The sequence below is a fragment of the Bacillus sp. JJ1532 genome (genome assembly GCF_036965085.1).
Taxonomy (GTDB): Bacteria; Bacillota; Bacilli; order Bacillales; family Cytobacillaceae; genus Cytobacillus.
The window spans coordinates 1-26,375 of sequence record NZ_JBALOW010000045.1 but is presented as its reverse complement, the minus strand read 5'-3'; the positions used below and the strand labels follow the sequence as shown (position 1 = coordinate 26,375).

At 37.2% G+C, this 26,375-nt stretch carries 32 protein-coding genes; 19 read left to right on the top strand and 13 right to left on the bottom strand.

Annotated features, from left to right (window positions below; all coding sequences use genetic code 11):
• Positions 1-15 precede the first annotated feature (15 nt).
• From V7122_RS15480 to V7122_RS15455, 6 genes are all read right to left on the bottom strand, one after another.
• Entirely contained in the window at positions 16-315 is a 300-nt protein-coding gene (locus tag V7122_RS15480) for a metal-sulfur cluster assembly factor (protein ID WP_335348388.1), read from the bottom strand.
• A 15-nt stretch (positions 316-330) separates the two neighbouring features.
• On the bottom strand, positions 331-1,572 hold the full coding sequence (locus V7122_RS15475) for a hypothetical protein (RefSeq protein WP_335527476.1): 1,242 nt from the start codon (positions 1,570-1,572) through the stop codon (positions 331-333).
• A gap of 14 nt (positions 1,573-1,586) precedes the next feature.
• A complete protein-coding gene (locus V7122_RS15470) occupies positions 1,587-1,793 on the bottom strand; it encodes a DUF2249 domain-containing protein (protein WP_335348390.1) in 207 nt (68 codons plus the stop codon).
• 5 nt (positions 1,794-1,798) lie between these two features.
• On the bottom strand, positions 1,799-2,026 hold the full coding sequence (locus tag V7122_RS15465) for a DUF2249 domain-containing protein (RefSeq protein ID WP_335348391.1): 228 nt from the start codon (positions 2,024-2,026) through the stop codon (positions 1,799-1,801).
• A gap of 137 nt (positions 2,027-2,163) precedes the next feature.
• A complete protein-coding gene (locus tag V7122_RS15460; protein ID WP_335488537.1) occupies positions 2,164-2,304 on the bottom strand; it encodes a hypothetical protein in 141 nt (46 codons plus the stop codon).
• Between the two features lie 7 nt (positions 2,305-2,311).
• Positions 2,312-3,469: an MFS transporter gene (locus V7122_RS15455; RefSeq protein WP_335344188.1), complete on the bottom strand. Its 1,158-nt coding sequence runs from the start codon at positions 3,467-3,469 to the stop codon at positions 2,312-2,314.
• 189 nt (positions 3,470-3,658) lie between these two features.
• Here V7122_RS15455 and V7122_RS15450 point away from each other — a divergent pair, with 189 nt between their 5' ends.
• From V7122_RS15450 to V7122_RS15440, 3 genes are all read left to right on the top strand, one after another.
• Entirely contained in the window at positions 3,659-3,892 is a 234-nt protein-coding gene (locus V7122_RS15450) for a DUF2249 domain-containing protein (RefSeq protein WP_335344189.1), read from the top strand.
• Between the two features lie 141 nt (positions 3,893-4,033).
• Positions 4,034-5,545 (top strand): carboxypeptidase M32, encoded by a 1,512-nt coding sequence (locus V7122_RS15445; protein ID WP_335527474.1) that lies wholly within the window; start codon positions 4,034-4,036, stop codon positions 5,543-5,545.
• 52 nt (positions 5,546-5,597) lie between these two features.
• The gene (locus V7122_RS15440; protein ID WP_335344191.1) at positions 5,598-6,509 is read left to right on the top strand and encodes a DMT family transporter; all 912 of its coding nucleotides are present in this window, start codon (positions 5,598-5,600) and stop codon (positions 6,507-6,509) included.
• Positions 6,510-6,549: 40 nt separating this feature from the next.
• On the opposite strand, the gene V7122_RS15435 is transcribed toward V7122_RS15440, so the two are convergent.
• The 3 genes from V7122_RS15435 to V7122_RS15425 are packed head-to-tail and all read right to left on the bottom strand — an operon-like array spanning position 6,550 to position 8,919.
• Positions 6,550-8,223 carry a b(o/a)3-type cytochrome-c oxidase subunit 1 gene (locus V7122_RS15435; protein WP_335344208.1) on the bottom strand — a complete coding sequence of 558 codons (1,674 nt, stop codon included), beginning with the start codon at positions 8,221-8,223 and terminating at the stop codon, positions 6,550-6,552.
• Between the two features lie 47 nt (positions 8,224-8,270).
• Complete coding sequence (locus tag V7122_RS15430) at positions 8,271-8,747, bottom strand: cytochrome c oxidase subunit II (RefSeq protein ID WP_335354092.1); 477 nt, start codon at positions 8,745-8,747, stop codon at positions 8,271-8,273.
• A gap of 22 nt (positions 8,748-8,769) precedes the next feature.
• The gene (locus V7122_RS15425; protein WP_315665247.1) at positions 8,770-8,919 is read right to left on the bottom strand and encodes a cytochrome c oxidase subunit 2A; all 150 of its coding nucleotides are present in this window, start codon (positions 8,917-8,919) and stop codon (positions 8,770-8,772) included.
• Between the two features lie 359 nt (positions 8,920-9,278).
• Between V7122_RS15425 and V7122_RS15420 the strand changes: the two genes are divergently transcribed.
• The gene (locus V7122_RS15420) at positions 9,279-9,866 is read left to right on the top strand and encodes a xanthine phosphoribosyltransferase (RefSeq protein WP_335527472.1); all 588 of its coding nucleotides are present in this window, start codon (positions 9,279-9,281) and stop codon (positions 9,864-9,866) included.
• Between the two features lie 338 nt (positions 9,867-10,204).
• Here the strand turns inward: V7122_RS15420 and V7122_RS15415 are convergent, their stop codons facing one another.
• A complete protein-coding gene (locus tag V7122_RS15415) occupies positions 10,205-10,660 on the bottom strand; it encodes a chemotaxis protein CheX (protein WP_335344193.1) in 456 nt (151 codons plus the stop codon).
• Between the two features lie 342 nt (positions 10,661-11,002).
• Between V7122_RS15415 and V7122_RS15410 the strand changes: the two genes are divergently transcribed.
• From V7122_RS15410 to V7122_RS15385, 6 genes are all read left to right on the top strand, one after another.
• Positions 11,003-12,091, top strand: coding sequence for a type III polyketide synthase (locus tag V7122_RS15410; protein WP_335488531.1), 1,089 nt, complete (start codon positions 11,003-11,005; stop codon positions 12,089-12,091).
• 3 nt (positions 12,092-12,094) lie between these two features.
• Entirely contained in the window at positions 12,095-12,643 is a 549-nt protein-coding gene (locus V7122_RS15405) for an isoprenylcysteine carboxyl methyltransferase family protein (RefSeq protein WP_335344195.1), read from the top strand.
• A 356-nt stretch (positions 12,644-12,999) separates the two neighbouring features.
• Positions 13,000-16,668 carry a dynamin family protein gene (locus V7122_RS15400; RefSeq protein ID WP_335527469.1) on the top strand — a complete coding sequence of 1,223 codons (3,669 nt, stop codon included), beginning with the start codon at positions 13,000-13,002 and terminating at the stop codon, positions 16,666-16,668.
• The gene (locus V7122_RS15395) at positions 16,668-16,859 is read left to right on the top strand and encodes a hypothetical protein (RefSeq protein WP_335344197.1); all 192 of its coding nucleotides are present in this window, start codon (positions 16,668-16,670) and stop codon (positions 16,857-16,859) included. The genes V7122_RS15400 and V7122_RS15395 overlap by 1 nt, the downstream gene beginning before the upstream one ends.
• Positions 16,856-17,692, top strand: coding sequence for a sulfurtransferase (locus tag V7122_RS15390; protein ID WP_335527467.1), 837 nt, complete (start codon positions 16,856-16,858; stop codon positions 17,690-17,692). Before V7122_RS15395 ends, V7122_RS15390 begins: the two co-directional genes overlap by 4 nt.
• A gap of 23 nt (positions 17,693-17,715) precedes the next feature.
• Positions 17,716-18,603: a 5'-3' exonuclease gene (locus tag V7122_RS15385; RefSeq protein ID WP_335527716.1), complete on the top strand. Its 888-nt coding sequence runs from the start codon at positions 17,716-17,718 to the stop codon at positions 18,601-18,603.
• Positions 18,604-18,642: 39 nt separating this feature from the next.
• Here the strand turns inward: V7122_RS15385 and sspL are convergent, their stop codons facing one another.
• Positions 18,643-18,771, bottom strand: coding sequence for a small, acid-soluble spore protein L (gene sspL / locus V7122_RS15380; RefSeq protein ID WP_066294554.1), 129 nt, complete (start codon positions 18,769-18,771; stop codon positions 18,643-18,645).
• A gap of 100 nt (positions 18,772-18,871) precedes the next feature.
• On the opposite strand from sspL, the gene V7122_RS15375 reads away from it, so the two are divergent.
• Both V7122_RS15375 and V7122_RS15370 read left to right on the top strand, forming a co-directional pair.
• Positions 18,872-19,336, top strand: a complete 465-nt coding sequence (locus V7122_RS15375) for a divergent PAP2 family protein (RefSeq protein ID WP_335527465.1) — start codon at positions 18,872-18,874, stop codon at positions 19,334-19,336.
• 67 nt (positions 19,337-19,403) lie between these two features.
• Positions 19,404-19,673 carry a DUF6123 family protein gene (locus V7122_RS15370; protein WP_335527463.1) on the top strand — a complete coding sequence of 90 codons (270 nt, stop codon included), beginning with the start codon at positions 19,404-19,406 and terminating at the stop codon, positions 19,671-19,673.
• A gap of 89 nt (positions 19,674-19,762) precedes the next feature.
• Here the strand turns inward: V7122_RS15370 and V7122_RS15365 are convergent, their stop codons facing one another.
• Positions 19,763-20,152, bottom strand: a complete 390-nt coding sequence (locus V7122_RS15365) for a reverse transcriptase-like protein (RefSeq protein WP_335344201.1) — start codon at positions 20,150-20,152, stop codon at positions 19,763-19,765.
• A gap of 373 nt (positions 20,153-20,525) precedes the next feature.
• On the opposite strand from V7122_RS15365, the gene V7122_RS15360 reads away from it, so the two are divergent.
• Positions 20,526-21,182, top strand: a complete 657-nt coding sequence (locus V7122_RS15360) for a reverse transcriptase-like protein (protein WP_335527461.1) — start codon at positions 20,526-20,528, stop codon at positions 21,180-21,182.
• 28 nt (positions 21,183-21,210) lie between these two features.
• Positions 21,211-21,393 carry a zinc-finger domain-containing protein gene (locus V7122_RS15355; protein ID WP_335488512.1) on the top strand — a complete coding sequence of 61 codons (183 nt, stop codon included), beginning with the start codon at positions 21,211-21,213 and terminating at the stop codon, positions 21,391-21,393.
• Between the two features lie 348 nt (positions 21,394-21,741).
• Here V7122_RS15355 and cspD read toward each other — a convergent pair whose 3' ends face one another.
• Entirely contained in the window at positions 21,742-21,942 is a 201-nt protein-coding gene (gene cspD / locus V7122_RS15350; RefSeq protein ID WP_009791749.1) for a cold-shock protein CspD, read from the bottom strand.
• Between the two features lie 339 nt (positions 21,943-22,281).
• On the opposite strand from cspD, the gene V7122_RS15345 reads away from it, so the two are divergent.
• The 5 genes from V7122_RS15345 to V7122_RS15325 all read left to right on the top strand — a co-directional run bounded on the left by V7122_RS15345 (position 22,282) and on the right by V7122_RS15325 (position 26,252).
• Positions 22,282-22,566, top strand: coding sequence for a hypothetical protein (locus tag V7122_RS15345; RefSeq protein ID WP_335527458.1), 285 nt, complete (start codon positions 22,282-22,284; stop codon positions 22,564-22,566).
• 179 nt (positions 22,567-22,745) lie between these two features.
• The gene (locus tag V7122_RS15340) at positions 22,746-23,672 is read left to right on the top strand and encodes a metal ABC transporter solute-binding protein, Zn/Mn family (protein WP_335527456.1); all 927 of its coding nucleotides are present in this window, start codon (positions 22,746-22,748) and stop codon (positions 23,670-23,672) included.
• 8 nt (positions 23,673-23,680) lie between these two features.
• Entirely contained in the window at positions 23,681-24,436 is a 756-nt protein-coding gene (locus V7122_RS15335; protein WP_335527454.1) for a metal ABC transporter ATP-binding protein, read from the top strand.
• Positions 24,437-24,441: 5 nt separating this feature from the next.
• Positions 24,442-25,377, top strand: a complete 936-nt coding sequence (locus tag V7122_RS15330; protein ID WP_335527452.1) for a metal ABC transporter permease — start codon at positions 24,442-24,444, stop codon at positions 25,375-25,377.
• The gene (locus tag V7122_RS15325) at positions 25,374-26,252 is read left to right on the top strand and encodes a metal ABC transporter permease (RefSeq protein WP_335527450.1); all 879 of its coding nucleotides are present in this window, start codon (positions 25,374-25,376) and stop codon (positions 26,250-26,252) included. Before V7122_RS15330 ends, V7122_RS15325 begins: the two co-directional genes overlap by 4 nt.
• Positions 26,253-26,375 lie beyond the last annotated feature (123 nt).

Here is a 26,375-nt window from a genome sequence, read left to right as displayed (position 1 = left end):
GGCGCTTCCGCTTTTCTATCTGCCTAATTGACTTTTGCCTTCAGGAGTCATTCGGTCTGGTGTCCATGCAGGCTCCCAGACGAGATCAACATCCACATATTTAATTTCTTCCATTTCTTCAATACAATATTTAACCCCGCTGACAATACTGTCATGAAGAGGGCAACCTGGGGTTGTTAATGTCATAGTAATAATGACAATTCCATCTTCAGGAATTTCAATTTGATAAATGAGTCCTAAATCTACAACATTAATATTAAGCTCAGGATCCAAAACCCTACGCAAGTTGTTCAATACTTTATCTTTTAATTCCATAATAAACCCCTCCTATTATTTTTTTACAACCTTTACAATAGCAATTGAAAACATCAAACAGGCGATAGTGAAAATGGTTTGAGTTGGGTAAAATAATGCCTTACTCCCAATAAAAAGGGAAATCGCAACACCTATTGCACCAAGCATGAGACAGATGAATACCGGGGTTGCCGCTCGGTCATTAATCATATCCTTTAATGAGGGAACATCCTTTTTCCCAATTTCCTTACTATATTTAGCAGTCCACCATAGAAACGGCACAATTTTGTATAAATAGCCAATAATACTAAAGGCAATCCATAAGAGTAAGTACAAAAATAATAATGGCCCCGCTGCTTTATGAAAAACTCCTAACAACCCCGTAATAAATGCGCTGAGGTGAATAATTCCCCCGCTTATGATCGCGATTAGGGCAAAAATAAAGGAATAATCAAGCTTTTTCTTCACTCTTTTCTTTAATATAGTTGAAATATGGTACATGAAAATGATAAATCCAAGGAATAGAAAAAAGAGTGCTGCAGTTAAAAGTTCTTTTGAATCTATAAAAAATGAAATAGCTGCTGCAACTAAACCAATTGTATAGATAGGGTAAACAAAATTAGCTAGTTTCATCGTATATCCATGTGATAAAGAAAACATTGGCACCATTTTATATGAAAAACCGAAAATAAGGAGAGTAAACCAACCAGTCATTCCAAGCAGTAAATGACTCTTAAAAATGGCTTGATAATATTGGCCTCCAAAGCCCGTTTTTATGCTAATTAACATCGTAATACCTAGGATAATAGTAATTAATAGACAAACTAAAGCTGTACCGACATACAAGGTTAATATATTAGGCTTCGCTTGTTTTCTCAATGTCATTAACATCTGAAAGAGGAACATGAGAATACCTAATAACGTGATGATTCCAGGAATTAACGCTTTTTGCGGTTCATAAAAAAGAAAATGTGCAAAAGAGAAGACCCCAATTACATATACCCCAAATTGAACAAAGCCGAATTTTTCATTCCAAATGGGGGTAAGGAAAGCAACGGGCACTAGCTGATACATAGCACCCATGGCAATCATCAGCGCCCATCCTAACAGTAGCAAATGAGCTGCGGACCATATTCCTGGTACACGAAATTGACCACTAGACATGTAATCTCCGTGAAACAGAAGTAAGATTTGTGAACCCATTAGGGCAATGATACTGACAAGGATAAAGGAAAATGGCAGTTTTATATTTGTTTCATTTCCTGAAGAAGATAACATCTTCATCACCTGCTCTATTTCGTAATTTCAATTAAAAAGCTTCCATCTTCATTCGGTGTAGTTTCATATTTTAAGCCTCTTTCTTCAAGCTGTTCATATAAGAACATCGGCCGGCGGTCATTAATAATAGACAAGCTTTCTCCGGGCTTTAAGCTCTCAAGAGCCTCTAACGTTCTCATCATCGGCTGAGGCGGCTCAAGTCCGCGATTATCTAATAACATGATGATCAGCTCCTAAATGTGATCTTCCAATGTTTTTTCTCAAGCTCTTCTGCTTCATACTCAAAACCCTTTCCTTTTAATATAGGGAATAGGGGGGCAGGCTTAAAGGGAGCATGAAGGATAAATACATCTCCTGTACTTAATTCATTTACAGCCTGCATAATTTTTTGGAAAGGCTCAAGTTTATTTTTAATATCTTCCCTTACATCTAATTCAATCGTTTTGTTATCCATTATTAAGTCACCTCTTAATCTTTGATCTTTAATCATAGTGTATCATCATAGAATCCTTCCATAAGTGACATGAATCATAGAATATGAAATTTATGATTATCATTCTCAATTGAGAAAATAAAAAAAGAAATCCGTATTCATTCTTCGGATTTCTTCTTCTTATCAGCACAATCAAAGCATAATGATTCATTATTCTCTGTATGAACACCATTAAAAAAACCATCTAAACAATATAGCATCTTTCCACAATCGGCACAATTACTTACGTATTCATTCACCTTTTGTTCACTCCATTCCTTCAGTAACATGAGCCTTGCTTCTAAAATAAAGGAGCATCCACATCGTATTTGCAAATAAAATACATGCAGCAATAACAAAACCCGTTGCGAAGGATACGGCTAGAACGCCTGTTAAGGAGGAGCCCACGACAACTCCAAGCGAGAAAAAGGCATAAAATAAACCGAATGCTTTTCCTCTAGTTTCAAGATCAGTATGTTTTACAAGCATAGCTGAGATAGATGGAAAAAGGAATGCGAAACCAGTACCATAAATAACCATACAGATAAATAAGAGTGACAATGATGTTGACATGCTAAGGAAAATGAGTGCTATCCCAATGATACTCATACCAACCATCATCGTAATATGGTGTTGATAGCGATCAAAGAGCCGATTGGTCGGTAAAGCAAAAATTAATATCGCGGTGATCCCAAATGTACTAAGGAGAATTCCGCTATATTGAGTGCCGAATTGAAGTGATTCCACCTGCAAAGGTAGCATGTAGGCTAATACCCCTTGGGCAAACATTAAGGAAAAAGCACCGCTAAAACTAATCGAAAGCATAGGGCTTTTTAATAAAGTTATGAGTGTTTTAACAGGAGGTTCAATTTTCCTTGATATTGTTGTTGATTTATTAGGGATAACAAAGGATGACAATGCAAAAATGATAAGCATAACAATGGCAATAATAATGAATACCCAATTCACTCCGTATTTCGAAGCGATGATCCCGCCAAAGGCAGGTCCAATTATGGCTGAAATGCCGACTGCCACTCCGGAAACGGCCATTGACTTACCTTGTTTTCCTTCTTTTCCCCTATTTGCAACGACTGTAAAGGCTGCAGGCACGAGAAAGCCGCTAAATAGACCATGGAGGAATCTTACTGTGATTAATTGCCATGGAGTAGAGACCATTATGTAAAGGAGAAGAATCAAACCTGTAAGAAAAAAGCCAGCCAGTAATACTTTCTTCGGACCATGTTTATCAATCCAATACCCCGCGAGAATATTTCCGAACATATTCGAAAAAGAATACATACCAACAGCTAATCCAATTAACGCAGGGGTTGCTCCAAGTTCCTTTGCAAAAGGACTCATAATGGGGAGTTGTGCAAACATGTCAATAAAAGAAATTAAAACGATAATAAAAATAAATTGTTTCATAGTATCTCTTCCTATAATTCATAGTCTGTCTCCTATATTATAACTGTTTTTCATGCAGAAAACGATTTTGGTGAATCATTCCTTTTAGGTCTCCTGAGAAAAGTCTTTATTCGCAGTGACCATGCTCACTTTTTATCAAGAGATTATTTTATACAATACGTTTGTAAGTATAGTTAAGGAGGAGAAAAAATGATCGAGTTTGCCCAAACCGTTATAGCACCAGATTTTCCGCCGCGAGAGAAGCATCCTACCATTTTTAAAGCATTTGATTCTTTACAATCTGGAGAGTTTATGCTGCTTGTCAATGATCATGATCCAAAACCGCTGCAATATCAATTTATGATAGAAAGAGAAAATGATTTCACTTGGGAGTATCTAGAAGAAGGACCGGATCTTTGGAAAGTGGCAATTGGAAGAAAGTAAGAAACTATAAATAAACATCGATTAAAGAGATAACAGTGGGACTGTTGTCTTTTTTTTACATATAAAAGAGGAAATACAATCTTCACTTTCGGAGGAATGTGTTAAAATAGAAAGAGTATTTAAACAATAGGGGGAATTTCCATGAATGAGGAATTACAGCAAGCAGAAAAGGATTTCTTAGAATATGTAAAGAAAATAGAAGCTTATAATGAGGCACTGTCATTAATTTATTGGGATCTACGTACCGGGGCACCGAAACAAGCGGTTGAGAAGCGCTCTGAAGTGATTGGAATGCTATCTTCAGACGTTTTTAATATGTCTACTTCGGAAGAAATGGCAGCATACATAGAAAAATTATCAGGAGATCATGCTTTATCGGACATAACGAAGAAGACTTTAGCTGAATGTAAAAAGGAATATGACCGCAATAAAAAAATTCCTCCAGCTGAATATAAGGAATATGTTATTCTTCAAGCGAAGGCAGAAAGTATTTGGGAAGAGGCAAAGGCAAAATCTGATTTTGCGATGTTTGAGCCACATTTAGAGAAACTTGTTGCTACGACAAAGCGCTTTATCAATTACTGGGGCTATGAAGGTAATAAATATAATACCTTGCTTGATATGTATGAACCCGGAATTACAGTTGAAGCATTAGATCAAGTTTTTGGAGAATTGAGGGAAAAAATCGTTCCACTTGTACAAAAAATTAATGAGTCTGCAAATAAACCACATACTGAATTTTTATTGGAGCACTTCCCAAAGGAAAACCAACGTCAATTTAGCTTGGAAATTTTAGAGCAAATGGGCTATAACTTTAATGCGGGCAGACTCGATGAGACCGTTCATCCCTTTGCAATAGGATTGAATCCAGGTGATGTTCGTGTAACGACAAGATACGATGAGAACGATTTCCAGACAGCTGTGTTTGGTACAATTCATGAGGGCGGGCATGCGTTATATGAACAAAATATTTCACAAGATTTAATCGGTACTCCACTATGCGATGGCACCTCAATGGGAATTCATGAATCCCAGTCACTTTTCTATGAAAACTTTGTCGGGCGCAATCCATCCTTTTGGAAAAAGAATTTCAATTTATTAAAGGAATATTCTACAGGGCAATTTGATGAGGTTACGGTGGATGATTTTTGCTTGGCTATCAATGAATCTAAGCCATCGCTTATTCGTATTGAAGCAGATGAATTAACTTATCCTTTGCATGTTATTATCCGCTATGAAATTGAAAAAGGGTTATTTAATGATGAAATTGAGGTTAGAGATCTGCCGAAAGTCTGGAATGATAAGTATGAAGAATACTTAGGTATAAGACCTGATTATGATGGTAATGGAGTTCTTCAGGATGTACATTGGTCAGGTGGGATGTTTGGATATTTTCCATCTTACGCTCTAGGGTATATGTACGCGGCCCAGCTAAAGAATGCGATGCTGAAAGACTTGCCAAATTTTGACCAGCTATTAGAAGAAGGAAACTTGCTTCCGATTAAGGAATGGTTCACAGAGAAAGTCCACAAGTTTGGAAAGCTCAAAAAACCGCTTGAAATTCTTAAAGATGCCACAGGTGAAGGGTTAAATGCAGAACACTTAATAAAATACTTGGATGAAAAGTACAGCAAAGTTTATAAATTAAACTAGGTTGACATGGGGGATGACTATAGTCATTCCCTTCCTTTAAGGAGAGAAATAAATGAAGAGGCTTCTACCTTATTTTATGATTGCAGCGGGAGCCAGTCTCTGGGGAATTATTGCAATCTTCGTTAAAGGGTTAGCGGATTATGGGTTTGCACCAATGGAAATTGTGGCAATTAGAGTCATATATGCGGCTATATTCTTACTATTAATTGGTTTATTTAAGTATCGAAACAATATGAAATTAAAGGAAATGAAGGATGTAAGACTGTTTATAGGCACAGGCATATTAAGTGTAGTATTCTTTAATTTTTGTTATTTTACGACTATAGGTCAGATGAATATTTCAATAGCAGTTATTCTATTATATACCTCTCCTGCCTTCGTCACGATTTTATCCTTTATATTTTTGAAGGAAAGCTTAAATCTGAATAAAATACTGGCTGTCCTAGGTACCATTATAGGATGTATTTTAATAGCAGGGGTTTCGGCGGGTGCAAGTAAGATAACCTTTATTGGCATATTAACTGGCTTAGGATCCGGGCTTGGATATGCGTTGTATACGATATTTGGAAAGTTTGCTCTGCGAAAATATCAACCTTTTACTGTTACGTTATATACCTTTATTTTGGCTTCCGTATTCTTATTGCCGATTACACAGCTTTGGAAAAAGCTTGATTTATTAATGGATTCACATGTGCTTTTGTATGGGATTGGCTTAGGGTTTATTCCAACTGTATTAGCGTATTTTATATACACATGGGGTCTTGAGAAGACAGAGGGGAGCAAGGCTGCGGTCATTGCAACGGTTGAACCGGTCGTTGCTACGTTGTTAGGTGTTATGCTTTATGGGGAGATACTAGGTTTTATTCAAATTACAGGTGCCATATTAATTCTTTGCTCTGTCATTATCGTCAATGTAACCTTCCGCAAAAAGGGAGCAAAACCGTTAGAAGAGAAGATTTCATAAGAAAAAGCACTCCGAATTTCGGAGTGCTTATGTTTTTCGATTACCATAATTTAAATCCTTTAGCTCCCGGAGGCGCATTTTGGATTAAATCGATGAGTGGTAATGTATAAGCGAAAAGAATCAATGCAGCTGTAATACCAACCCATAATTTCCAGTTGTCGAAAACCATTGGAGTCTTTTCTGCCTCATCTGCTACTTCGCCAACAGGGAATTCCTGATCTCCTTTAGGAGCGAAGAAGGCAAGATTAACAAAAATGTAAAGCATAAGGATAATACCAATGAATAGGATAGATCCGCCAACTGCTTGTGCAATCTGATATGGAATCCATTCTAATGCTTGTGGAGCGCCACCGTATTCAGAGTAGGCTGAGCGGCGAGGTGCACCAAGTAGTCCAGCGGCATGCATAGCTCCAGACATAAATGTCATCCCAATTGTCCAAATTATCCCTTGAATCATTGCTAATTTATTTAATTTCTTCGTAAATACTCTGCCAGTTAAGTGTGGAATTAACCAGAAAGAAATGCCGAAGAATGTAAGCATAACTGCAGTAGCTGCTGTTAAATGGAAGTGACCTGTAACCCAAATCGTATTGTGAACAACTTGGTTCATTTGGTGAGAAGCGTTAACAATACCGCCAGCTCCGCCAGGGATAAAGGATAGCATTCCGATAAATGGAATTGTAAAGCGTGCATCTCCCCATGGAAGCTTCTTAAACCAGCCAAATAGTCCTTTTGCACCTTTTGAACGTCCGAAGCTTTCGAAAGTAGCAAATAGTGAGAAAGCCGTCATCATAGATGGAATAACAACAAGGAATGTTAATACAACCTGTAAGAATTTCCAAGCTGGATCAATTCCGGGCTCCAATAACTGATGGTGGAAACCAACTGGGATTGAGAAAAGCAATAATAGAACAAATGACATCCGAGCTAAAGAGTCTGAGAAAATCTTTCCGCCGATTATTTTTGGGATAATGACATACCATGCCATATAAGCTGGCAATAACCAGAAGTAAACTAGCGGGTGTCCAAAATACCAGAATAATGTACGGCTGACACCGATGTTAATAGTGTCTACTAGACCAAGTGACCATGGTAATAATTGGAATAAAACCATTACCGCTACACCAATTGTCGCTACATCCCACATAATAAATGTAATCACTGACATGAAAGTGAGAAGAGGGCTTGGCGTCCCAGGATTTGCTTTTTTCCATTCGCCATATTTCATGTAAACTATTGCACTATCAAACCAAGTTCCGACAATGACTAATGTTAAGCCTAGGTAGAATAGAAAATGGGCTTGAAGTGGTGCGTAAAAAGTAAATAATACTGTAGCTTCATTTAATAGAATCATTGTAGCAGCCATTACAGTACCGATAGTCTTTAGCCAAAATCCGATCCAGCCAATGGTCCGCTGGCGTCCAGTAAAGGTTCCTGAAGTTTTGCTTACTGAAGAAATCATAAATCCAATGATAAAGAATATAGTTAGAACAAGTCCTAATACAACACCGTGAACCGTAAGAATTTGATAATAACCAATTCCAGCAGGCAAAACAAATTTTCCTGAACGAACTAATACTTGTAATAAACCTGCAAGTCCGCCAATTGCTAGGGCGATGAATGCCACATAGAAGTGGGCCATTGCTAATTTACCATCACGGCGGTCAACTTTTGTATTTGCTTGTTGCTTCAGCGTAATGTTTGCTTTTGTCATTTTGCCGTCACGGCGGTCAGCTTTTGCAGTTGCTTCTTGTGTAAGCATTATTCAACCACCTCAATTTTCGAAGTCATCATATGGTGACCAACTCCGCAATATTCATTACATAAAACTAAAAATTCACCAGCTTTATTAAAATTATAAACATTTTCACTTATGTAGCCTGGCTCTAGCATCATATTAACGTTTGTGCCGGCTACTTCAAAGCCGTGGATAACATCTTTTGTTGTGGCAATGACTTTAACTTTTGCACCTTTAGGAATTTGAACCTCACCAGGCTCATAATTGAAGGCAGATGCTACAAATACTAGTTCGTAATCCCATTCCTTCCCTTCAACCTTTTTAAGACCAGGTTCATTAAATGGCGCTGTTGTATCAACTTTCTCTGGATCTATGACTGCTAAACAGCTTGGAGGCTGATTTCCTAAATAGAACGCGCTAACCCCTATAACAGTTAAAAATACTAGCAGCGAACCGATTCCAAAAATAAGCCAAATTTTTTCAAACTTATGCATATGCATGGCTTTTTTCCCCTTTCAACTATTAAGAACGATCTAAGAATAATGAATAAATGCTAACCCAAGTAACGATTAAGATTACTCCTAAAATCATTACGGATGCCAACGTCCCCTTTAATGAGGAACTATCTTCAATTTCAGTTTCTGGTTGTCTACTTAGTTCTGGTTTCGCCATTTTCTTCACTCCTTTCGGAAATTTGGAAAAAGTAAATGATTACAATTTCATAATACTCTACTATTAAAGAGAATCTAGATGGTTTTTCTGAGTTCACAAATTGTTCATTCGTTACTTTATCACTATGGTAATAGTGAAAAATTGATAAAACAGTGATGTATATCACATAAAAAGGAAGAGAATTGTGAAGAAATTGTGAAGATCAGTTATTCCTGTTTATAATAGGAAGTGAATAGATTTATTGTGTAAGCCTGAAGATCTTTGCCTCACACATTATAATAATGTGGACATTGATTTTCAGGAGTTTTTTTCGTACTTTAATTAAGCGGAATCTTTTATTTACAAGGGGGACCTGAATAATGGAGTCATTAAAGAACAAAATTAAAGAGGATGGCATTGTGCTTTCAGATACTGTGCTAAAGGTAGACGCTTTTCTGAATCACCAGATTGATCCTCTGTTGATGTATGAAATAGGAAATGAATTTGCTAGCCGTTTCCGTAACGAAGGCATTACAAAAATATTAACACTTGAATCTTCTGGAATCGCGCCATCAGTCATGACAGGTTTACAGTTAAACGTACCTGTTATCTTTGCTAGAAAACGTAAATCATTGACCTTAATAAATGAATTATATACTGCCACTGTTTATTCATTTACTAAGCAGGAATCGAATGAAATCTCTATTTCATCAAAATATTTACATACGGATGATCGCGTACTGATTATTGATGATTTCCTGGCAAACGGTCAGGCAGCAATGGGACTTATTGATATGGTTAAGCAAGCAAATGCTAAAATTGCTGGAATTGGAATTGTCATTGAAAAAGGTTTCCAGGATGGGGGCAAAATCCTTCGAAAAGATGAATATCGTGTAGAATCACTAGCTATAGTAAGCTCACTGGAAAATGGGGAGGTAACTTTTGCACAGGAAAAAGTTGTGGATTGAAGCAATGAAACAACATCCATATAAAGATTTGCTTCATAATGAAGAAACCGCCTGATGGGCGGTTTTGTTGTTTAATGGATTTCCCTAATTTCCCACGTATTTTTACTTTCACACATCCATATTTATGTAAATATAATGGTTTAACCGAAACTCTACAGGATGTGAACATCAAGAATGGAAAAATATTATTGCGATCATTGCAGACTTATCTATCACAAGAAAGAGTTTTGCAAAGTTTGTGGAGCGCTAGCAGAAAAAAAGATTATTATCGAAGTCCAAAAACAAAATAACCCTAATAATGATTATCCTCCAAAGTAACTGGGTACGTTAATTACGTGTTATCCGACTTCTACCATTAATACAATCATCAAGCTTCCCGCATCACGTATAGTGACTGGCAAGCGAAAGGCTTTAGTGAAACCATATACCTTCGTTTGTCCTACCAAAACAGTTGGGGGCGTAATATCCATCTCAAATCCTCTCTGTGAGACATAGGTTGAAATGCTTCCTGCAATCATATTACCAAGCTCACCAGCAAAGGATTCTAGCATTTCACCTTCAAGCACCATTCCAAACATAGCTTCACCAATCTTGCCAAAAACCAATTCATCGCCATCGATGATAATTCGTCCTCTTGCATCACCTGTCATCCCTATTAAGACTCCTATGGAATGCTGAGTGAAGGGCTGGGTAAATAGGGCTGGTTTTTCTACATGAATCTCTAATGGCACAACCGATTTTACAGCCTCAATTGTTCCGTTCAAAATATCAGTTACACTTTTTGTGATCGACATACAGCATTCCCCCAAGAACATCAATAGTCCTATTTTAACATTTTATTAAAAAGAAATTGTTAAAAATTGATGAAAAAAATAATATTCTGTTACTTATTTCCTTGATAATCTAAACAACATATTCTTTGTATTAACACATTTGGTAATGTTTTGGTGATGCTTCCTCAATAAAAAGAATTTATAATAATAGATGCACAGCAACACCTTCAAAACGTTAGCTTCCTCAGTCAGAGGGAGCTTTTTTTATTTATGTCACTATGTTTGCTCCTTCTGTGAAGTTAAATGAATATTATGCATTTATTGGGAAAAATTAATGATAAGCATAAAGAAGGAGAGAACGATATGCCATCAATTGTCTCTGTTGCAGAAGCTATACCTGTCCATTCTCTCAATCAGGAAGAGGTAATGGAATTTGCTAGAGATCTATTTTCCGAATCCTTTTCGAATATTGAAAGGTTATTAAGAGCATTTCATAATGGTCAAATTGAAAAACGGCATTTTGTGAAAGATATGGAATGGTATAAAAAGGAGAAAACATTTGAAGAAAGAAATCAAGCATACATAGAATGCGCTGTAGAGCTAGGTGTTGAAGCAATTGAAAATTGTGTGAAGAGTAAGGATTTCCTCAGCAGAGATATAGCGTACGAAGAAATTGATGCTATTTTTTTCATCTCGAGCACTGGGATTTCTACACCAAGTATTGAGGCAAGAATCATGAACAGGCTTATCTTCCATCCACATACAAAGAGAATTCCCATTTGGGGATTAGGTTGTGCTGGCGGAGCTTCGGGATTGTCGAGGGCATATGAATATTGCCTTGCTTTTCCAAAAGCAAAAGTCATTGTGCTTGCAATTGAATTATGCAGCTTAACCTTTCAAATGAATGATCGTTCGAAAAGTAACTTAATTGGCACCTCTCTTTTTGCCGATGGTGCTGCATGTGCACTCATTGCAGGGGATCAGGCTGATAGAAATACCTTTCAGAAGCTTGAATCAGTACCCGCCATTCTTCGTACCCAATCAACGTTCATGCAGGATTCATTAGATGTGATGGGCTGGGAAGTAAAGAGTAAAGGCCTTTATGTTGTTTTTTCGAAAGATATACCCTCGATAATAGAAAGCTGGCTCAAGCCTGCTGTTTTAGACTTTTTGGTGAAAGAACGAATGGAGATAGATGAAATTAACTATTTCATTGCACATCCCGGCGGAAAAAAAGTGATTGATGCCTATATTCAATCCATCGGTTTCGAACCGGAAATGACAAGGATTTCTCTCGAGGTTCTTAAAGAATACGGAAATATGTCTTCAACGACCATATTATATGTATTAAAAAGGTTTATGGAAATAGGGAAAAAGGGAGAATACGGTCTTGCAACCGCTTTAGGACCGGGATTTTGTTCGGAAATGCTGTTGCTGAGATGGGAGAATTAGCAAATGCTTTTTACGATTTTTATTACAGTGACTATTTTGCAGAGAATAGTTGAATTAATTATTGCAAAGAAAAACGAACGCTTTATGAAAAGCCAAGGAGCGCTTGAGTTTGGACAATCACATTATCCTTTCATTGTAGCCGTACATAGTTTGTTTTTTGTTTCCTACATATTAGAGGTAAGCTTTGTTGGCCATGAAGTTTCCTCCTATTGGCCCATCCTATTCCCATTATTTTTACTTACACAAGCAGGGAGAATTTGGGCGCTTAAATCTCTAGGCCCATATTGGAATACAAAAATTATTGTTTTGCCTAATGCTAGGATCATTAGAAAGGGACCGTATCGTTTCTTCAAACATCCTAATTATATCATTGTTTCTGCTGAATTTCTCATTATACCACTTATGTTTGAAGCCTATATAACAACGGCGCTCTTTACTATAATGAATATCATCATTTTGGCGATTAGAATTCCAGCTGAAGAAAATGCATTAAAGAAATTAACGGCATATGAACAAGCTTTTTCACACGGGTCAAGCCTCACGAAAATTTGAAAAAAGTATTTGCGGAACTTCTATTGAAAATGATTATCGTTAATGATAAAATTCTAATTGAATTTGAAAATTATTCTCATTAACAGGAAGGTGTTGTTACAGATGGTAGCGATTTTTATTGCGGGTACAGTAACAGCCTATGCTTTAGTTATGAAATATGTTTTAAATCATGTTGCAAAGCCACATACAAGACTATAAATTCTATTCCTACATAACCAGGTGAAGACCTGGTTTTATTTTTTTCACTCTGAAGAAAACAGTCATAAAAATGTTAAGTTCCATATTCTAAATATAGGCATTATAAGAAAAATCATTTAGAATAGAAGGAAAATGATTGAACAAGGGGATACGTATTCATGGTTCGAACGGAACTTCAGCTAGATACGGTTGATTTAATTAACAGGATAACGGCTTTATATGAATATTTTAATAAAAATCAAGATAATCAAACAGCAGAAAGGGCAAAGGACCTAGCTATAAAGCTTGATAAAAAAGAATATGCAATTGCATTTTGCGGGCACTTTTCTGCCGGAAAATCAAGCATGATCAATAAAATTATTGGTGAAAACTTGCTGCCATCCAGCCCGATCCCGACAAGCGCAAATTTAGTAAAAATTAAATCGGGAGAGGATTATGCAAAGGTCATTTTTAAAGAAGGCAATCCGAGATTATATCTGGCTCCCTATGATTATAATCAAGTGAAATCCTATTGTAAGGACGGAGACCAAATCCATTCAATTGAAATTAGCTATTCTGATACGAGCCTGCCGAAAAATGCGGTGATTATGGATACGCCGGGTATCGATTCAACGGATGATGCTCACCGAATTGCTACTGAGTCAGCCTTGCACCTTGCGGATTTAGTATTTTATGTCATGGATTATAATCATGTCCAGTCAGAATTGAACTTCTTATTTACAAAAGAGCTGGCTGCTGCTGGGAAGCAAGTTTATTTAATTATTAATCAAATTGATAAGCATCGGGATGAAGAATTGAGCTTCGATCAGTTTAAACAAAGTGTGAAGGATTCTTTTGCCTCTTGGGGGGTAATACCAGAAAGAATATTTTACACATCGTTAAAAAAAGAAGACCATAAAGAAAATGAGTTCTTAGCTTTACAAAAGTTTATTGCAGATAAAATTGCCAATAGCGAATTACTGCTTCCTGAGTCTGTTTATCATTCATTGAATAAGCTTTCAAGTGAGCATTTGATTTATTTAGAAGAAAAAAGCTGGGCTGAAATTGAAAAATATGAGAAAAGATTAGAAGAACTGCCTGTCGATGAGAGAGGAGCACTGGCTGAAAAGGTTGCAGCATTAGAGGCTAAGCTAGATGAAGGCAGAGCTTTTCTAAAAAAAGCGGAAATTAACTTCATTCATAAAGTTGATGATGTTTTGGATAATGCTTACTTAATGCCGTTCCAAACGAGAGAGCTTGCAGAAAACTATATCGAGTCATGCCAGCCTGGCTTTAAGGTAGGACTTTTTTTCTCGCGGCAAAAAACAGAACAGGAAAGATTGAATCGTCTAGAGCTTTTTTTCCAAGACCTTTCGGAAAAAGTAAAGTCGCAAATTGACTGGCATATTAAGGAACTAATGGTTAATGAACTAAAGCAGCATGAGGTACATGATTCCGAATTATTAGGAAGAGCACAAAACTTCACTGTTTTATTTAACATGGACCTGCTTGCTAACACGGTAAAGGAAGGTGCATTGCTTTCAGGTGACTATGTTCTCCAATATACGAATGACCTAGCAGAATCTATTAAGAAATTGGCTAAAAAAAGTTTAGCAGAATTTAAAGAATTGCTCTTACGCACTTTATCTTTAAAAACCGAAAAGGAACAGAGCCTTATAGAAAGTGAATGGAAACGATACAAAGGATATAATGAAGACTTGCACATGCTAACCGAAATAAAGGAAGCTCTGCGCACGGCGAAAGTCAACATGAATGATTTATTTGAAGGGGAATTTTCTCATCAAAAATATGCGGAAATGGCAAAAGGTTTACTTTCCTTGCCAACTGAAGAAGTTGAAGTTATCCATCAAACAAATGCAGCTGTGATTGATATAAAAGAAGAAGATAACGGTTTTCATGAAATAGATAACGCCCTTCAAACAGTTGGCGATAAAGTAGAAGAAAAGGCTGTAAATGCTTTAGTTGAAAAATTAAACTTTACGGCGAATGCCATCCAAGAAGTACCTGGATTCAAAAAAATGACTGCAGAATTGCTGCAAAAAGCAGAGCGTCTGAAAGATAAGCGATTTACAGTAGCACTTTTCGGAGCATTCAGTGCTGGAAAATCTTCATTTGCCAATGCATTAATTGGTCATAAGCTTCTTCCAGTATCGCCAAACCCGACAACAGCTGCGATTAATAAAATCATGCCAATTAATGATCAAAATCCTCATGGAACAGTGTTAGTGAAGGTAAAAGCAGCCGACATATTATTTGAAGATGTAAACAGATCATTGAACGTCTTCAGTCAATCTGCAGCAGATTTCGATGATACGATCGTGAAAATTAGAAAAGTAATGAGCAGCATTTCAGATTTTGATGCAAATGAAAAGACCCACTTTGCCTTCTTGAATGCTTTTTTACGAGGATTTGATTCATTTAAAGAAATACTTGGAACAACCGTTAAGACTGACCTAGTAGAGTTTAAAGGCTATGTGGCTATCGAAGAAAAATCCTGTTTTGTTGATATGATTGAAGTGTACTATGATTGTGAGCTGACGAGAAAAGGAATCACACTTGTTGATACTCCCGGAGCCGATTCTATAAATGCCCGTCATACTGGAGTAGCCTTTGATTACATCAAAAATTCAGATGCGATCCTGTTTGTCACTTACTATAATCATGCCTTCTCAAAAGCTGACCGTGAATTCCTTATCCAATTGGGGCGTGTTAAGGATTCCTTTGAACTTGATAAAATGTTCTTTGTCGTCAATGCGATTGATCTTGCCAATAATGAAGAAGAGAAAGAATCCGTTTTACAATATGTTGGTGAACAGCTTGTTCAATATGGAATACGCCGACCTAATCTTTTTGGGCTTTCAAGTCTTGAGGCTTTAACTGAAAAGCTCGAAAACATTCAGGAGAAACATTCTAAAATTGATAAATTTGAGGAAAGCTTTTATTCGTTTATTACAAATGAGCTTATGCAAATTTCGATCACTTCTGCAGAATTGGGCTGGAATCGTGTATTGGAACAGCTTCGTACCTTTATTCAGTCATCACACGAAAATAAGGAATTAAAGGCTCAAAGACGAATCCAGCTGGAAGAAGAATTAAAAACAATTCTAGCCGTGTTCAAAAATCAGGATGCTGAGATTTTTACGCAAAGATTAGAACAAGAGGCAGACGAGCTAGTTTTTTATATAAAGCAAAGAGTGTTTCTGCGTTATGGTGATTTCATTAAGGAGGCCTTTAACCCTGCTGCACTTAAGGATGATGGCCGTAATTTAAAGAAAGCCCTGCAAGCAGCCCTTGAAGATTTCCTGCAAAGCTTTGGATTTGACTTTGCTCAGGAATTGAGAGCAACAACGTTAAGATTAGAAGCGTATATCGGTAAATTATGTAAGCAGGCTCAAGATATGCTTGGTCAAAAGGTTGCGGAGATTAATAAGGAATTAAGCTTTAGCCCGTATGAAACGAGAAAAATGGAAGGAATTAAGTTTAATTCAGCTTTTGTCAGTGAGAATCGAGCCCAGTTTTCAAAGGCATTAGCCCATTTTAAAAATCCAAAGTCATTCTTTGAAAAAAATGAAAGAAAGAATTTAAGCGATGAATTGGAGCAGCTCATAAATCCGCTATCTGATCATTATCTGCAAATTGAAGGCGAAAAGCTGAAAAAACATTATGCTGCACTTCTAATCGGTGAATACTCACTTATGCTTACAATTCTGTCTGAACAGGCGAATGAATATTATGAGGGTCTTTTAGCTGTTCTAAGAGATGACTTCCCAATTGAAGAGCTGGAGAAAACAGAGAAAGAAATTACTCATTTCTCTCATGAATCATAATGAAGATTCAGTCCTTTCATGCATGTGCAACTTGTATTCATTTTCAGGCGAAAAAATTCGAAAAAGGAATAACTTATCATTGCCAGCGTCTCGGTTATGAAACAAAACCAAACTACCAATTTCAATGCTGGACACCGAAAGAACATGTGCAGAAGCTGATGGAAAAAAGATTGAGGGAGATGAAGGAATGATTTTGACCGTTGAAAAGGAATGGCTGAAAGGGCGTTTAAATAATGAGGATATGAGGATAGCTGATTGTCGATATAATTTGGGCTCTTCAGAAGAAGGTTTTGAACAATATGTAAAGGATCATATTCCGGGTGCTGTATATTTTCATCTCGGGAAAGATTTATCAGGACCCGTTTCTTCTCATGGCGGCAGACATCCGTTACCTGAAATCGAGGAATTTAGACAGACACTTCAAGATGCCGGCATTCATAATCAAACAACTATCGTAGCCTATGACGGAGGCGAGGGTTCATTCGCTGCCCGGCTTTTGTGGCTATTACATTATGTTGGCCATAAAAATGTGTATGTATTAAATGGGGGCTATAATGCCTGGACAGAAGCGGGGTATCCAATAGATCGTGCAATTCCTGAATTTCCAAAAACGGCTTTTGAGATAAAAATGGATGAAAACATTTTTGCTTCCTATGAAGAAGTTAAAAAAGTGGTTGATAGGAAAAATCAAGAAACGGTCATTATTGATTCTAGAGAAAGTAAGCGATATTTAGGACTAGTAGAGCCAATTGATAAAAAAGCTGGCCATATTCCAGGAGCGATTAATAAGGTTTGGTTAGATGGTTATGAAAATGGCTCTTTCAAAACTGGAGCAGATCAGTCAAAAAGATTCACTGATATTGACAAAGATAAGCAAATAATTGTTTATTGCGGTTCAGGAGTCACCGCCACTCCCAATTACATGGCACTAAAGGCTGCAGGGTACAAACATGTTAAACTATATGCTGGAAGCTTTAGTGATTGGATATCGTATGATGAAAATGATATTGAAACGGGAGAGTAAATAAAAAAGGAGAGAGATAATTGATAAACGAAAATAAACCTTCATTTATGCTAGTCGATGGAATGGCATTATTATTTAGAGCCTATTTTGCTACTGCCGTGCACGGGCAATTTATGGTGAATTCCAAAGGTGTGCCGACGAATGGAGTCTATGGGTTTGTTAAACATTTTTTAGCAGCTGTATCAAATTTCAACCCATCACATGTCGCTGTTTGTTGGGATATGGGAAGTAAAACGTTTAGAACGGACATGTATGACGGATACAAAGCAAATCGGCCAGAAGCACCTGTTGAACTAATTCCACAGTTCGACCTTGTAAAGGAAGTGGTGGAATCCTTTGATGTTCCGAATATTGGGTTGAAGGGCTATGAAGCAGACGACTGTATTGGGACGATAGCAAGTCATGTAAAAGAGGACGCATTTGTAAACATTATTACAGGTGATCAGGATATTCTGCAGCTATTGGATGAACGGATATCCGTGGTGTTATTGCAAAAAGGGTATGGCAATTATTTAGTTCATACGAAGGATACATTTTACGAAGAAAAGGGCATTCACCCTAGGCAAATGATTGATTTAAAAGCATTTATGGGCGATTCAAGTGATAATTATCCTGGGGTAAAAGGAATTGGCGAGAAAACAGCCTTAAAGCTATTACAGCAATTTGGACATATTGAAGGCGTTCTTGAAAACTTGGATCAATTATCTAAAGCACAAAGGACTAAAATTGAACAAGATTTGGAAATGCTTCATTTAAGCAGACAACTAGCTGAAATCAAATGTGATGTACCTGTTGAGTGTGGATTAGACCATGCAAGGTTTTCCATAAATCGTGACAAAGTGATAAATAAGTTTGATGAAATTGAATTTCGCGGGCTTGATCGGTTGCTTGACATAAAACAATATGCGTAATAGAAGGCTGTCCTATTAGCTTTTAGGACAGCCGTTCTTTTATTTAGTATTTTTTTTCTTAGCAGCATTCTCCAGTTTGCTTTTAGGGTCCTCGGTAATATCCTGTCCATAGCCTTGCGGATTCACTCCAGAAGCAAGCTTCCCTCTATTTCTTTCTCTTTTTCCCAACTTTTACATACCTCCTTAATATTGTTTTCAATACTAGTATTTCCGAAAAGAATAATTACACTCTTCTAACTTCACACTAATAATAGAGGTGAGATCATAAATGAATAAAGGTGTATACATTGCTTTATTAAGCATAGGATTGGCTCAAGTTTTGAAAATTCCGATTCACTTTTTCAATAAAAAAGAATTTAGGCCAGAATTATTTTTTCACACTGGCGGAATGCCAAGTTCACATTCTGCTGGAGTATCATCATTAACCACTTTTATTGCCTTAAGAAGAGGGATACCGACAATCGATTTCGCTCTCTCATTAATTTATGGGCTAATCGTTATGTATGATGCACAAGGGATTAGAAGACAAACAGGGGAATTAACATTAAAAGTAAATAGCATGGGTGAATTAATTGAGAAAATTCACAAAGACGAGTCTGTCGAATTTGAGCAGGAAAAGTCACCAAAGAAACTAAAGGAGATGCTCGGTCATCATCCAGCTGAAGTAATCGGTGGAGCCTTGCTGGGGGTTGCAACAGGAACGATTGGGTATTTACTTACAAAAAAAAGATAGATAATTGTCGAAATATAAGGTAAAATTTAGAGTGTTTGGTTAAAAAGGGGAAAGGGATGACATGTTCTTGAAGACAGTGGAAGATTATTTAAGTTTTTTACAAGGTAAAGGCTTTCAGTTTCAAGAGGATGCGGTTGGCTTTATTTATTTTGGGAAGCATTACACGAATGCAACAGATGAACTGACAAACACAGCAATAGAACTAACCTTAAAGGCACAAAAATCCTTTGATGGCAGCTTTTATGTATCATTGCTGGAAATGCTCATATCCAATAAGATTAATACCCGCCTTGAGGCTATTCAGTTTGTTAAAGAAAAAGGATTGATTTCAGTCTAAATGAATCATGTTTGAATATTAAAATGGACGAAATGAAGGAGGTGCCCATTTCGTCCATTTTTTTTCCGGTCCTAAGAGTGTATAGCTTTCTATTTATTCTTACGTATGGCCGCTCTTGCTAATTCATCCGCTGCCTTGTTTTCAGAACTGGGTATCCATTTCATGAAAAATAAATCCAGCTGTTTGCTTAAATGTAAGGCCTTTTCCAAGAGGGATGCATAGCCTTTATTTTTGGCATACTCCTTTTCAATGGCCCGATTAACTGCCTGAGAGTCAGTTCGAAAGGAAACAATCCTATAGCCCTTTTCAATACAGATTTCAAGTGCTTTAATTAATGCATAGTATTCCGCTTCATGATTTTCCATATGGCCAAGCGGTATGGAATATCTTTCAACTGCTCCATTTCCTTTAATAAAAATTCCTGCACCGCTAGGACCGGGATTGCCCGCACTCGCCCCATCAATATATACTTCAATCAAACAAGCTTCCTCCAATATTAACAGAAATTATTATCGCAGATTAACGGGCAGTAAGACCCCCACTTTAATGATTTACGAATAACAAAAAATTCTATGCAGGGGATCTAACTGCCCGTAAAGGCCTGATTATGTGAACACAGACTAGGAAAGCCACGCCCTGTAGCAACGTCTGTGTGACCCACATCCTGTGGGCCGCAACTAACAATCAGTGGAATAAGACCGATTAAGAACGCCATATACTGTGTTAACATCGGCACCAGCACTTCCCATTGAAAAAAAACTACTGATTGAAGTTTCACTGTATTCTAATCCACATCAGGGTAAGATAAAATAAGTGTACCAATAATGTGTAAGTTAAGAAAGGCTGAAAAAAATGAAATATAAATTGGAATGGACTTATAAAATAAAAGGGAATGAAGGAGTAGTCTTTCAGTCTGACTGGTTAGATGGCGAAATGGCATTATTAGTGGGGGAGGATATTGAAAAGAGCGGAAAAGGAAGAGATATCCTATATCACGATGAAATGGGGACATCATGGAATACGAAAGAAATGCGGAAGCTTCTTACCGAAATTGAGGAGGATCCACACGACTTAACCGTATACTTTGATGGAGGGTTTAATAAAGCCACTTATCAGGCTGGGCTTGGTGCTGTCATTTATTATAAGCAAGGGAAGAAGAAATACCGCATTCGTGCAAATGAACTCTTTCATGAAATAGAAAATAATAATGAAGCTGAATATGCGGCTCTTTACTTTACATTAAACTTGCTTGAAGAAATGGGTGTGCACCATATGATCTGTGAATTTAAAGGGGATTCGCAGGGGGTATTAATGCAGCTTAAAGGAGAATGGCCATGTTTTGAAGAAAATTTAAATCGCTGGCTTGATCGAATTGAAGAAAAAATGAAGAACCTTTCTATTGAAGCAAGATATACCCCAATCCCCAGAACAGAAAATAAAGAAGCGGATAAGCTTGCTACCCAAGCACTTGAAGGGAAAATGATTTATAGTAAGATGCAAGTCATTTAGGTGACTTGATGAAAGAGGTGGGCGTGAATTGAAAAGAAAGCAAATATTTGACGAGGTAGAGGAATTAATGATCACCTATTGTCAAGGCTGTCTACTGCACAAACATCATAAAGATGAAAAGGGTCGAAGATATGCCCACAGATTTTGCATTACAAAATGTACTGTAGGGGAACAAATAAGGCTTATCGGTAGCAAGCTTTCTAAATCTTAGGCGGCATTCATAAATATCGAGACATAAAGTGAAACTTTAATCAGTTGGGGTTTTCCAAAGCACAGGACGTGCTAGTGCCTACGAAGACAATAGGACATGGCAATCTTAGTCGGCCTAATACCCTACTGATTGTTAGTTGAGGCCCACAGGATGTGGGTCACACAGATGTTGCCACAGGACGTGGCGTTCTTAGTCTTTGTTCCTATAATCGGGCCTTTACGGGCTGTTGATCCCTCCACTTGGGAATTTTTTGGTTTACACAACTTTTTGAAGTAGGGGTCTTACAGCCCGTTAATCTGCGATAAATAAAGGCTGGCAAAATGTTTGCCAGCCTGATTATTTATAAAATTATAGTTTTACAACGTTTGCTGCTTGAGGTCCGCGGTTTCCTTCAACGATTTCGAAAGAAACTTCTTGGCCTTCTTCTAAAGATTTGAATCCGTCACCTTGAATAGCTGTGAAGTGTACGAATACATCATCTCCGCCTTCTACTTCGATAAAACCGAATCCTTTTTCATTGTTGAACCATTTTACTTTACCGTTTTGCATGTTAACTTTGCCTCCTAAGCCTTTCAAGACACTTTTTGTGTCCAAGATAAATATTACCACCCAACAAAATACAAAGCAGATATTTCTAGAAATAACGGAAATATATTCTGTTAAATGATGATTTTAATATACACGAATGTACCGATTCAGTCAAGGAAATTAAGGATAATTTCATAAAAACTATCAAATATTTGAAATATTCCTGAAATTGATAAATATTCATATTGCTATTTTGAATAAAGTTTTTTTAAAAACAAAAAAACTTTTCACTAATTCATAATATCAATCTTAAATCATATCTATTATTAATTAAGCTATCTTTCAAAAGAGGGTGAGATCATGTACCGATTTTCGATTGATAAAGATGATTGGATATTAAGATTCTCTCCCCATGTCCAAATAGAGCTGGAAATAAAACAAATTATCGTAAGCTCTATTGCACACCTGGGCAAACAGCTCCCATCATTTCCTCATGGAGAGTCTTTCATCATTATGAATGATCAGATTGGTTTAATCGTATTTAATGTAGAGAAAATCCCTTCCCTCATATTAACGGTATCTAATATTGTCAGTAAAGATAGATGGTATATTCAAGAAAATTTTACAATTAAACCGTATAAATAAAAATAATTTCGGCGAAAGCCGTTTTTTTTTTGGAAAAATAATTGACAATTTTATGATTGGGTTTAAAATGTTGTACTAAGGCAACATTTATATATTGATGAAAAATTAATGTATATACCAAAAATATGTGCACTTATTGAATAAACGTGCATACACTCAATTAAAAGAGGTGACGATTGATGAAAAAATTATTAGGGATGCTGCTTGTATTATCATTATTTATTCTTGGCGCTTGTTCATCTGACTCTTCAAATGGATATCAACGTGGTGAAAAGCTCGTTGTTACGACAACGATTAGCCAAATAGCTGATGCGGTAAAAAATATCGGCGGTGACAAGGTGGACGTACAAAGTCTGATGGGGCCAGGAACTGATCCTCACCTTTATAAAGCTACACAAGGGGATATTGGGAAGCTGCAAAAAGCAGATGTGATCTTTTATAACGGGCTTCATTTAGAAGGAAAAATGCTCGATGTCCTCGAGAAAATGAATAAAGATAAACCCACTTATGCGATCGGTGAATCGCTCAAGGAAGAAGAACTATTATTAAAGGCAGATGGAAAAGGTGCCATCGATCCACATATTTGGTTTGATATTGATTTATGGACGGGAGCATTAAAGGAAGTGGAAAAGGGTCTTATCGAAGCAGACCCTGACAATAAAGCTTACTATGAAAAAAATGCACAGGAATATTTTAATAAACTAAAAGAGTTAAAAGAATTTGCTGTTGCAGAAATGGAGAAAATTCCTTCCGAACAAAGAGTCCTTGTGACAGCACATGATGCCTTTGGATATTTTGGTGCAGCTTACAATATGGAAGTAGAAGGCTTACAAGGCTTAAGCACAGATGCGGAATATGGCCTTGGAGATGTTCAAAAAATAGTAGAGTTATTGGTTACAAGAAATATAAAAGCAGTGTTTATTGAGTCAAGTATTTCCGAACGTTCTATTAATGCGGTAATTGAAGGGGCAAAGAAAAAAGGCCATGATGTGAAAATTGGGGGAGAGCTTTACTCAGATGCTATGGGAGAAGAAGGAACCGAAGAAGGTACCTATATTGGCATGTATAAACATAATGTAAATACAATTGTAAATTCAACGAAGTAGGTGAGACCATGAATCCGGTCAAAGTGGAAAATTTAACTGTTGCATATCAAAAGAAACCTGTATTAGAAGATGTTCATTTTGAAGTGCCGGAAGGAAAGTTAATTGGTATTATCGGTCCCAATGGGGCTGGCAAATCAACTTTGATTAAAGCAGTGCTAGGGTTAATACCGAAAACCTCGGGAAACGTAGAAATTTACGGAAAATCATATAGCCCAAAAGAAAAGGTTGTTGGGTATGTCCCTCAGAGGGGATCTGTTGATTGGGATTTTCCCACTAATGCACTTGACGTTGTTTTAATGGGGCGCTATGGACATATTGGCTGGTTTAAAAGGCCTGGAAAAAAAGATATTGGCTTTGCAATAGAATGTTTACGAAAGGTCGGCATGGAAGAGTATGCTGACCGTCAAATAAGCCAGTTATCCGGAGGACAGCAGCAAAGGGTTTTCCTTGCTAGAGCTCTTGCCCAAGATGCAAAGATATACTTTATGGATGAACCATTCGTTGGAGTGGATGCAGCTACCGAAAGAGCCATTATTGATCTTTTGAATGATTTGAAAAATCAGGGAAAGACAGTTCTTGTTGTTCACCATGATTTACAGACAGTGAAAGATTATTTTGACCATGTCATTCTATTAAATATAAATGTAATTGCTGCGGGACCAACAGAAGAAACATTTACAATTAATAATCTTCATAGGACATATGGCGGAAAGCTGACTTTCTTAGAGAAGGGTCAAATTATGGCGGAAACGCAGCGGAGGTGATTCAAATGAACGACATGTTAAGACTTCTTCTGTTTGATGCGAATACACAATGGGTATTACTCGGTACGATGCTTTTAGGCATAGCGAGCGGTGTCCTTGGGAGCATAGCACTCTTAAGAAAACAAAGTTTGATAGGGGATGCGGTCGCACACGCTGCTTTGCCGGGAATATGTATTGCTTTTTTACTTATAGGAGAGAAATCACTTGTAGCATTATTAATTGGTGCAACGATCACGGGACTCCTGGCAGCTTATTGTATTCAATTCATTACTTCAGCCTCCATTTTAAAAGAGGATGCAGCTATTTGTTTAGTCTTGTCGGTGTTTTTTGGATTTGGAATTGTATTATTAACAAAGGTGGCCCAATCATCTTCTGGAAATAAGAGCGGGCTTAGTGATTTTATTTTTGGCCAGGCGGCCTCGCTAGTAGGAAATGATGTAAAGATAATGGCTAGTACGGCTGCTGTTTTAATTTTAGTAACGGCATTGCTTTTTAAAGAGTTAAAAGTATTAACCTTTGATCCAGAATTCGCAATAGGATTAGGGCTTCCATCTCGTTTCTTGAATTTCCTCTTTCTGACATTATTAGTAGCAGCTGTCGTGATTGGCATACAGGCAGTCGGGGTTATTTTAATGGCTGCGTTATTAATCACACCAGCAATTGCTGCACGTTATTGGACGGAATCGCTTGGGAAAATGGTTGTCATCTCTGGTGTTTTCGGGGCTTTATCTGGAATGGCTGGCACTTTGATAAGTACACTTAGAGAGGGCTTGGCGACAGGACCATTTATTGTTGTTACTGCTACAGCATTGTTTCTCGTTTCTATGCTTTTTGCCCCTCAAAGAGGTTTAGTAACGAAATTGATTAAAAGGATACTTCGTGACAAGCGAATTAGAGAACAGCAAATTTTGCATCAGCAAAAAGGGAGTGGCCTATCATGAGCTATGAGGGATGGATATTAATTGTTGCTTCACTAGCTGGCATTGCATGCGGAATTACTGGCTGCTTTCTAATTTTGCGTAAGCTCTCCATGCTAGCTGATGCGATCAGCCACACCGTTCTGCTTGGCATTGTGTTAGCATTTATTATAAGTCAAAGCATGAATGGAATGTATATGTTAATTGGAGCGACTGTTGTAGGCTTATTGACAGCTTTTCTCGTTCAAGTTTTTCATAGCTCTGGGATTCAAGAGGATGCATCCATTGGAGTTGTTTTCACCTTTCTTTTTGCAGTCGGGGTCATCCTCATCACCTTGTATGCGGGGGATGTCCATTTAGATGTTGATCATGCTTTAATGGGGGAAATCACATTTGTACCTTGGGATCTTGTGCAATGGGGCCCTTTACCAGAATTGCCAAAAGCGTTTTTAATGCTATCTGCTGTGCTTATCATCGACTTAATTATGATTCTGCTATTTTACAAAGAATTAAAAATTACATCCTTTGATCCAACAATGGCTGCAGCAATTGGCATACCAGTTTTGCTGATCCACTACTTGTTAATGGGGATGGTATCGATTACGACAGTTGCATCCTTTGATAGTGTTGGTGCCATTTTAGTTGTCGCAATGTTAATCGCACCCGGTGCATCTGCCTATTTATTAACTGATAAATTAAGTACGATGCTTTTACTAAGTGCAATTTTCGGAGTAGGTGCAGCTATTATTGGGTACTATTTGGCTAGCTGGCAAGATGTATCAATTTCAGGAAGCATGGCTACGGTGAACGGAATTCTATTTGCACTCGTATTTTTATTTTCACCTACTAAAGGATTCATCTCAAAAAAATTGCATATTAAAAAACTGAAAACAGATTAATAGGGAGCTCTTCCTTTTTGGAAGGGCTTCTTTTTTGTAAATTTTAAAAACTGACAAAATAATGAGATGTGGTATCGAAACAATTTAACATATCGAAATGGAGTAAAATCTAAATTTAGATTT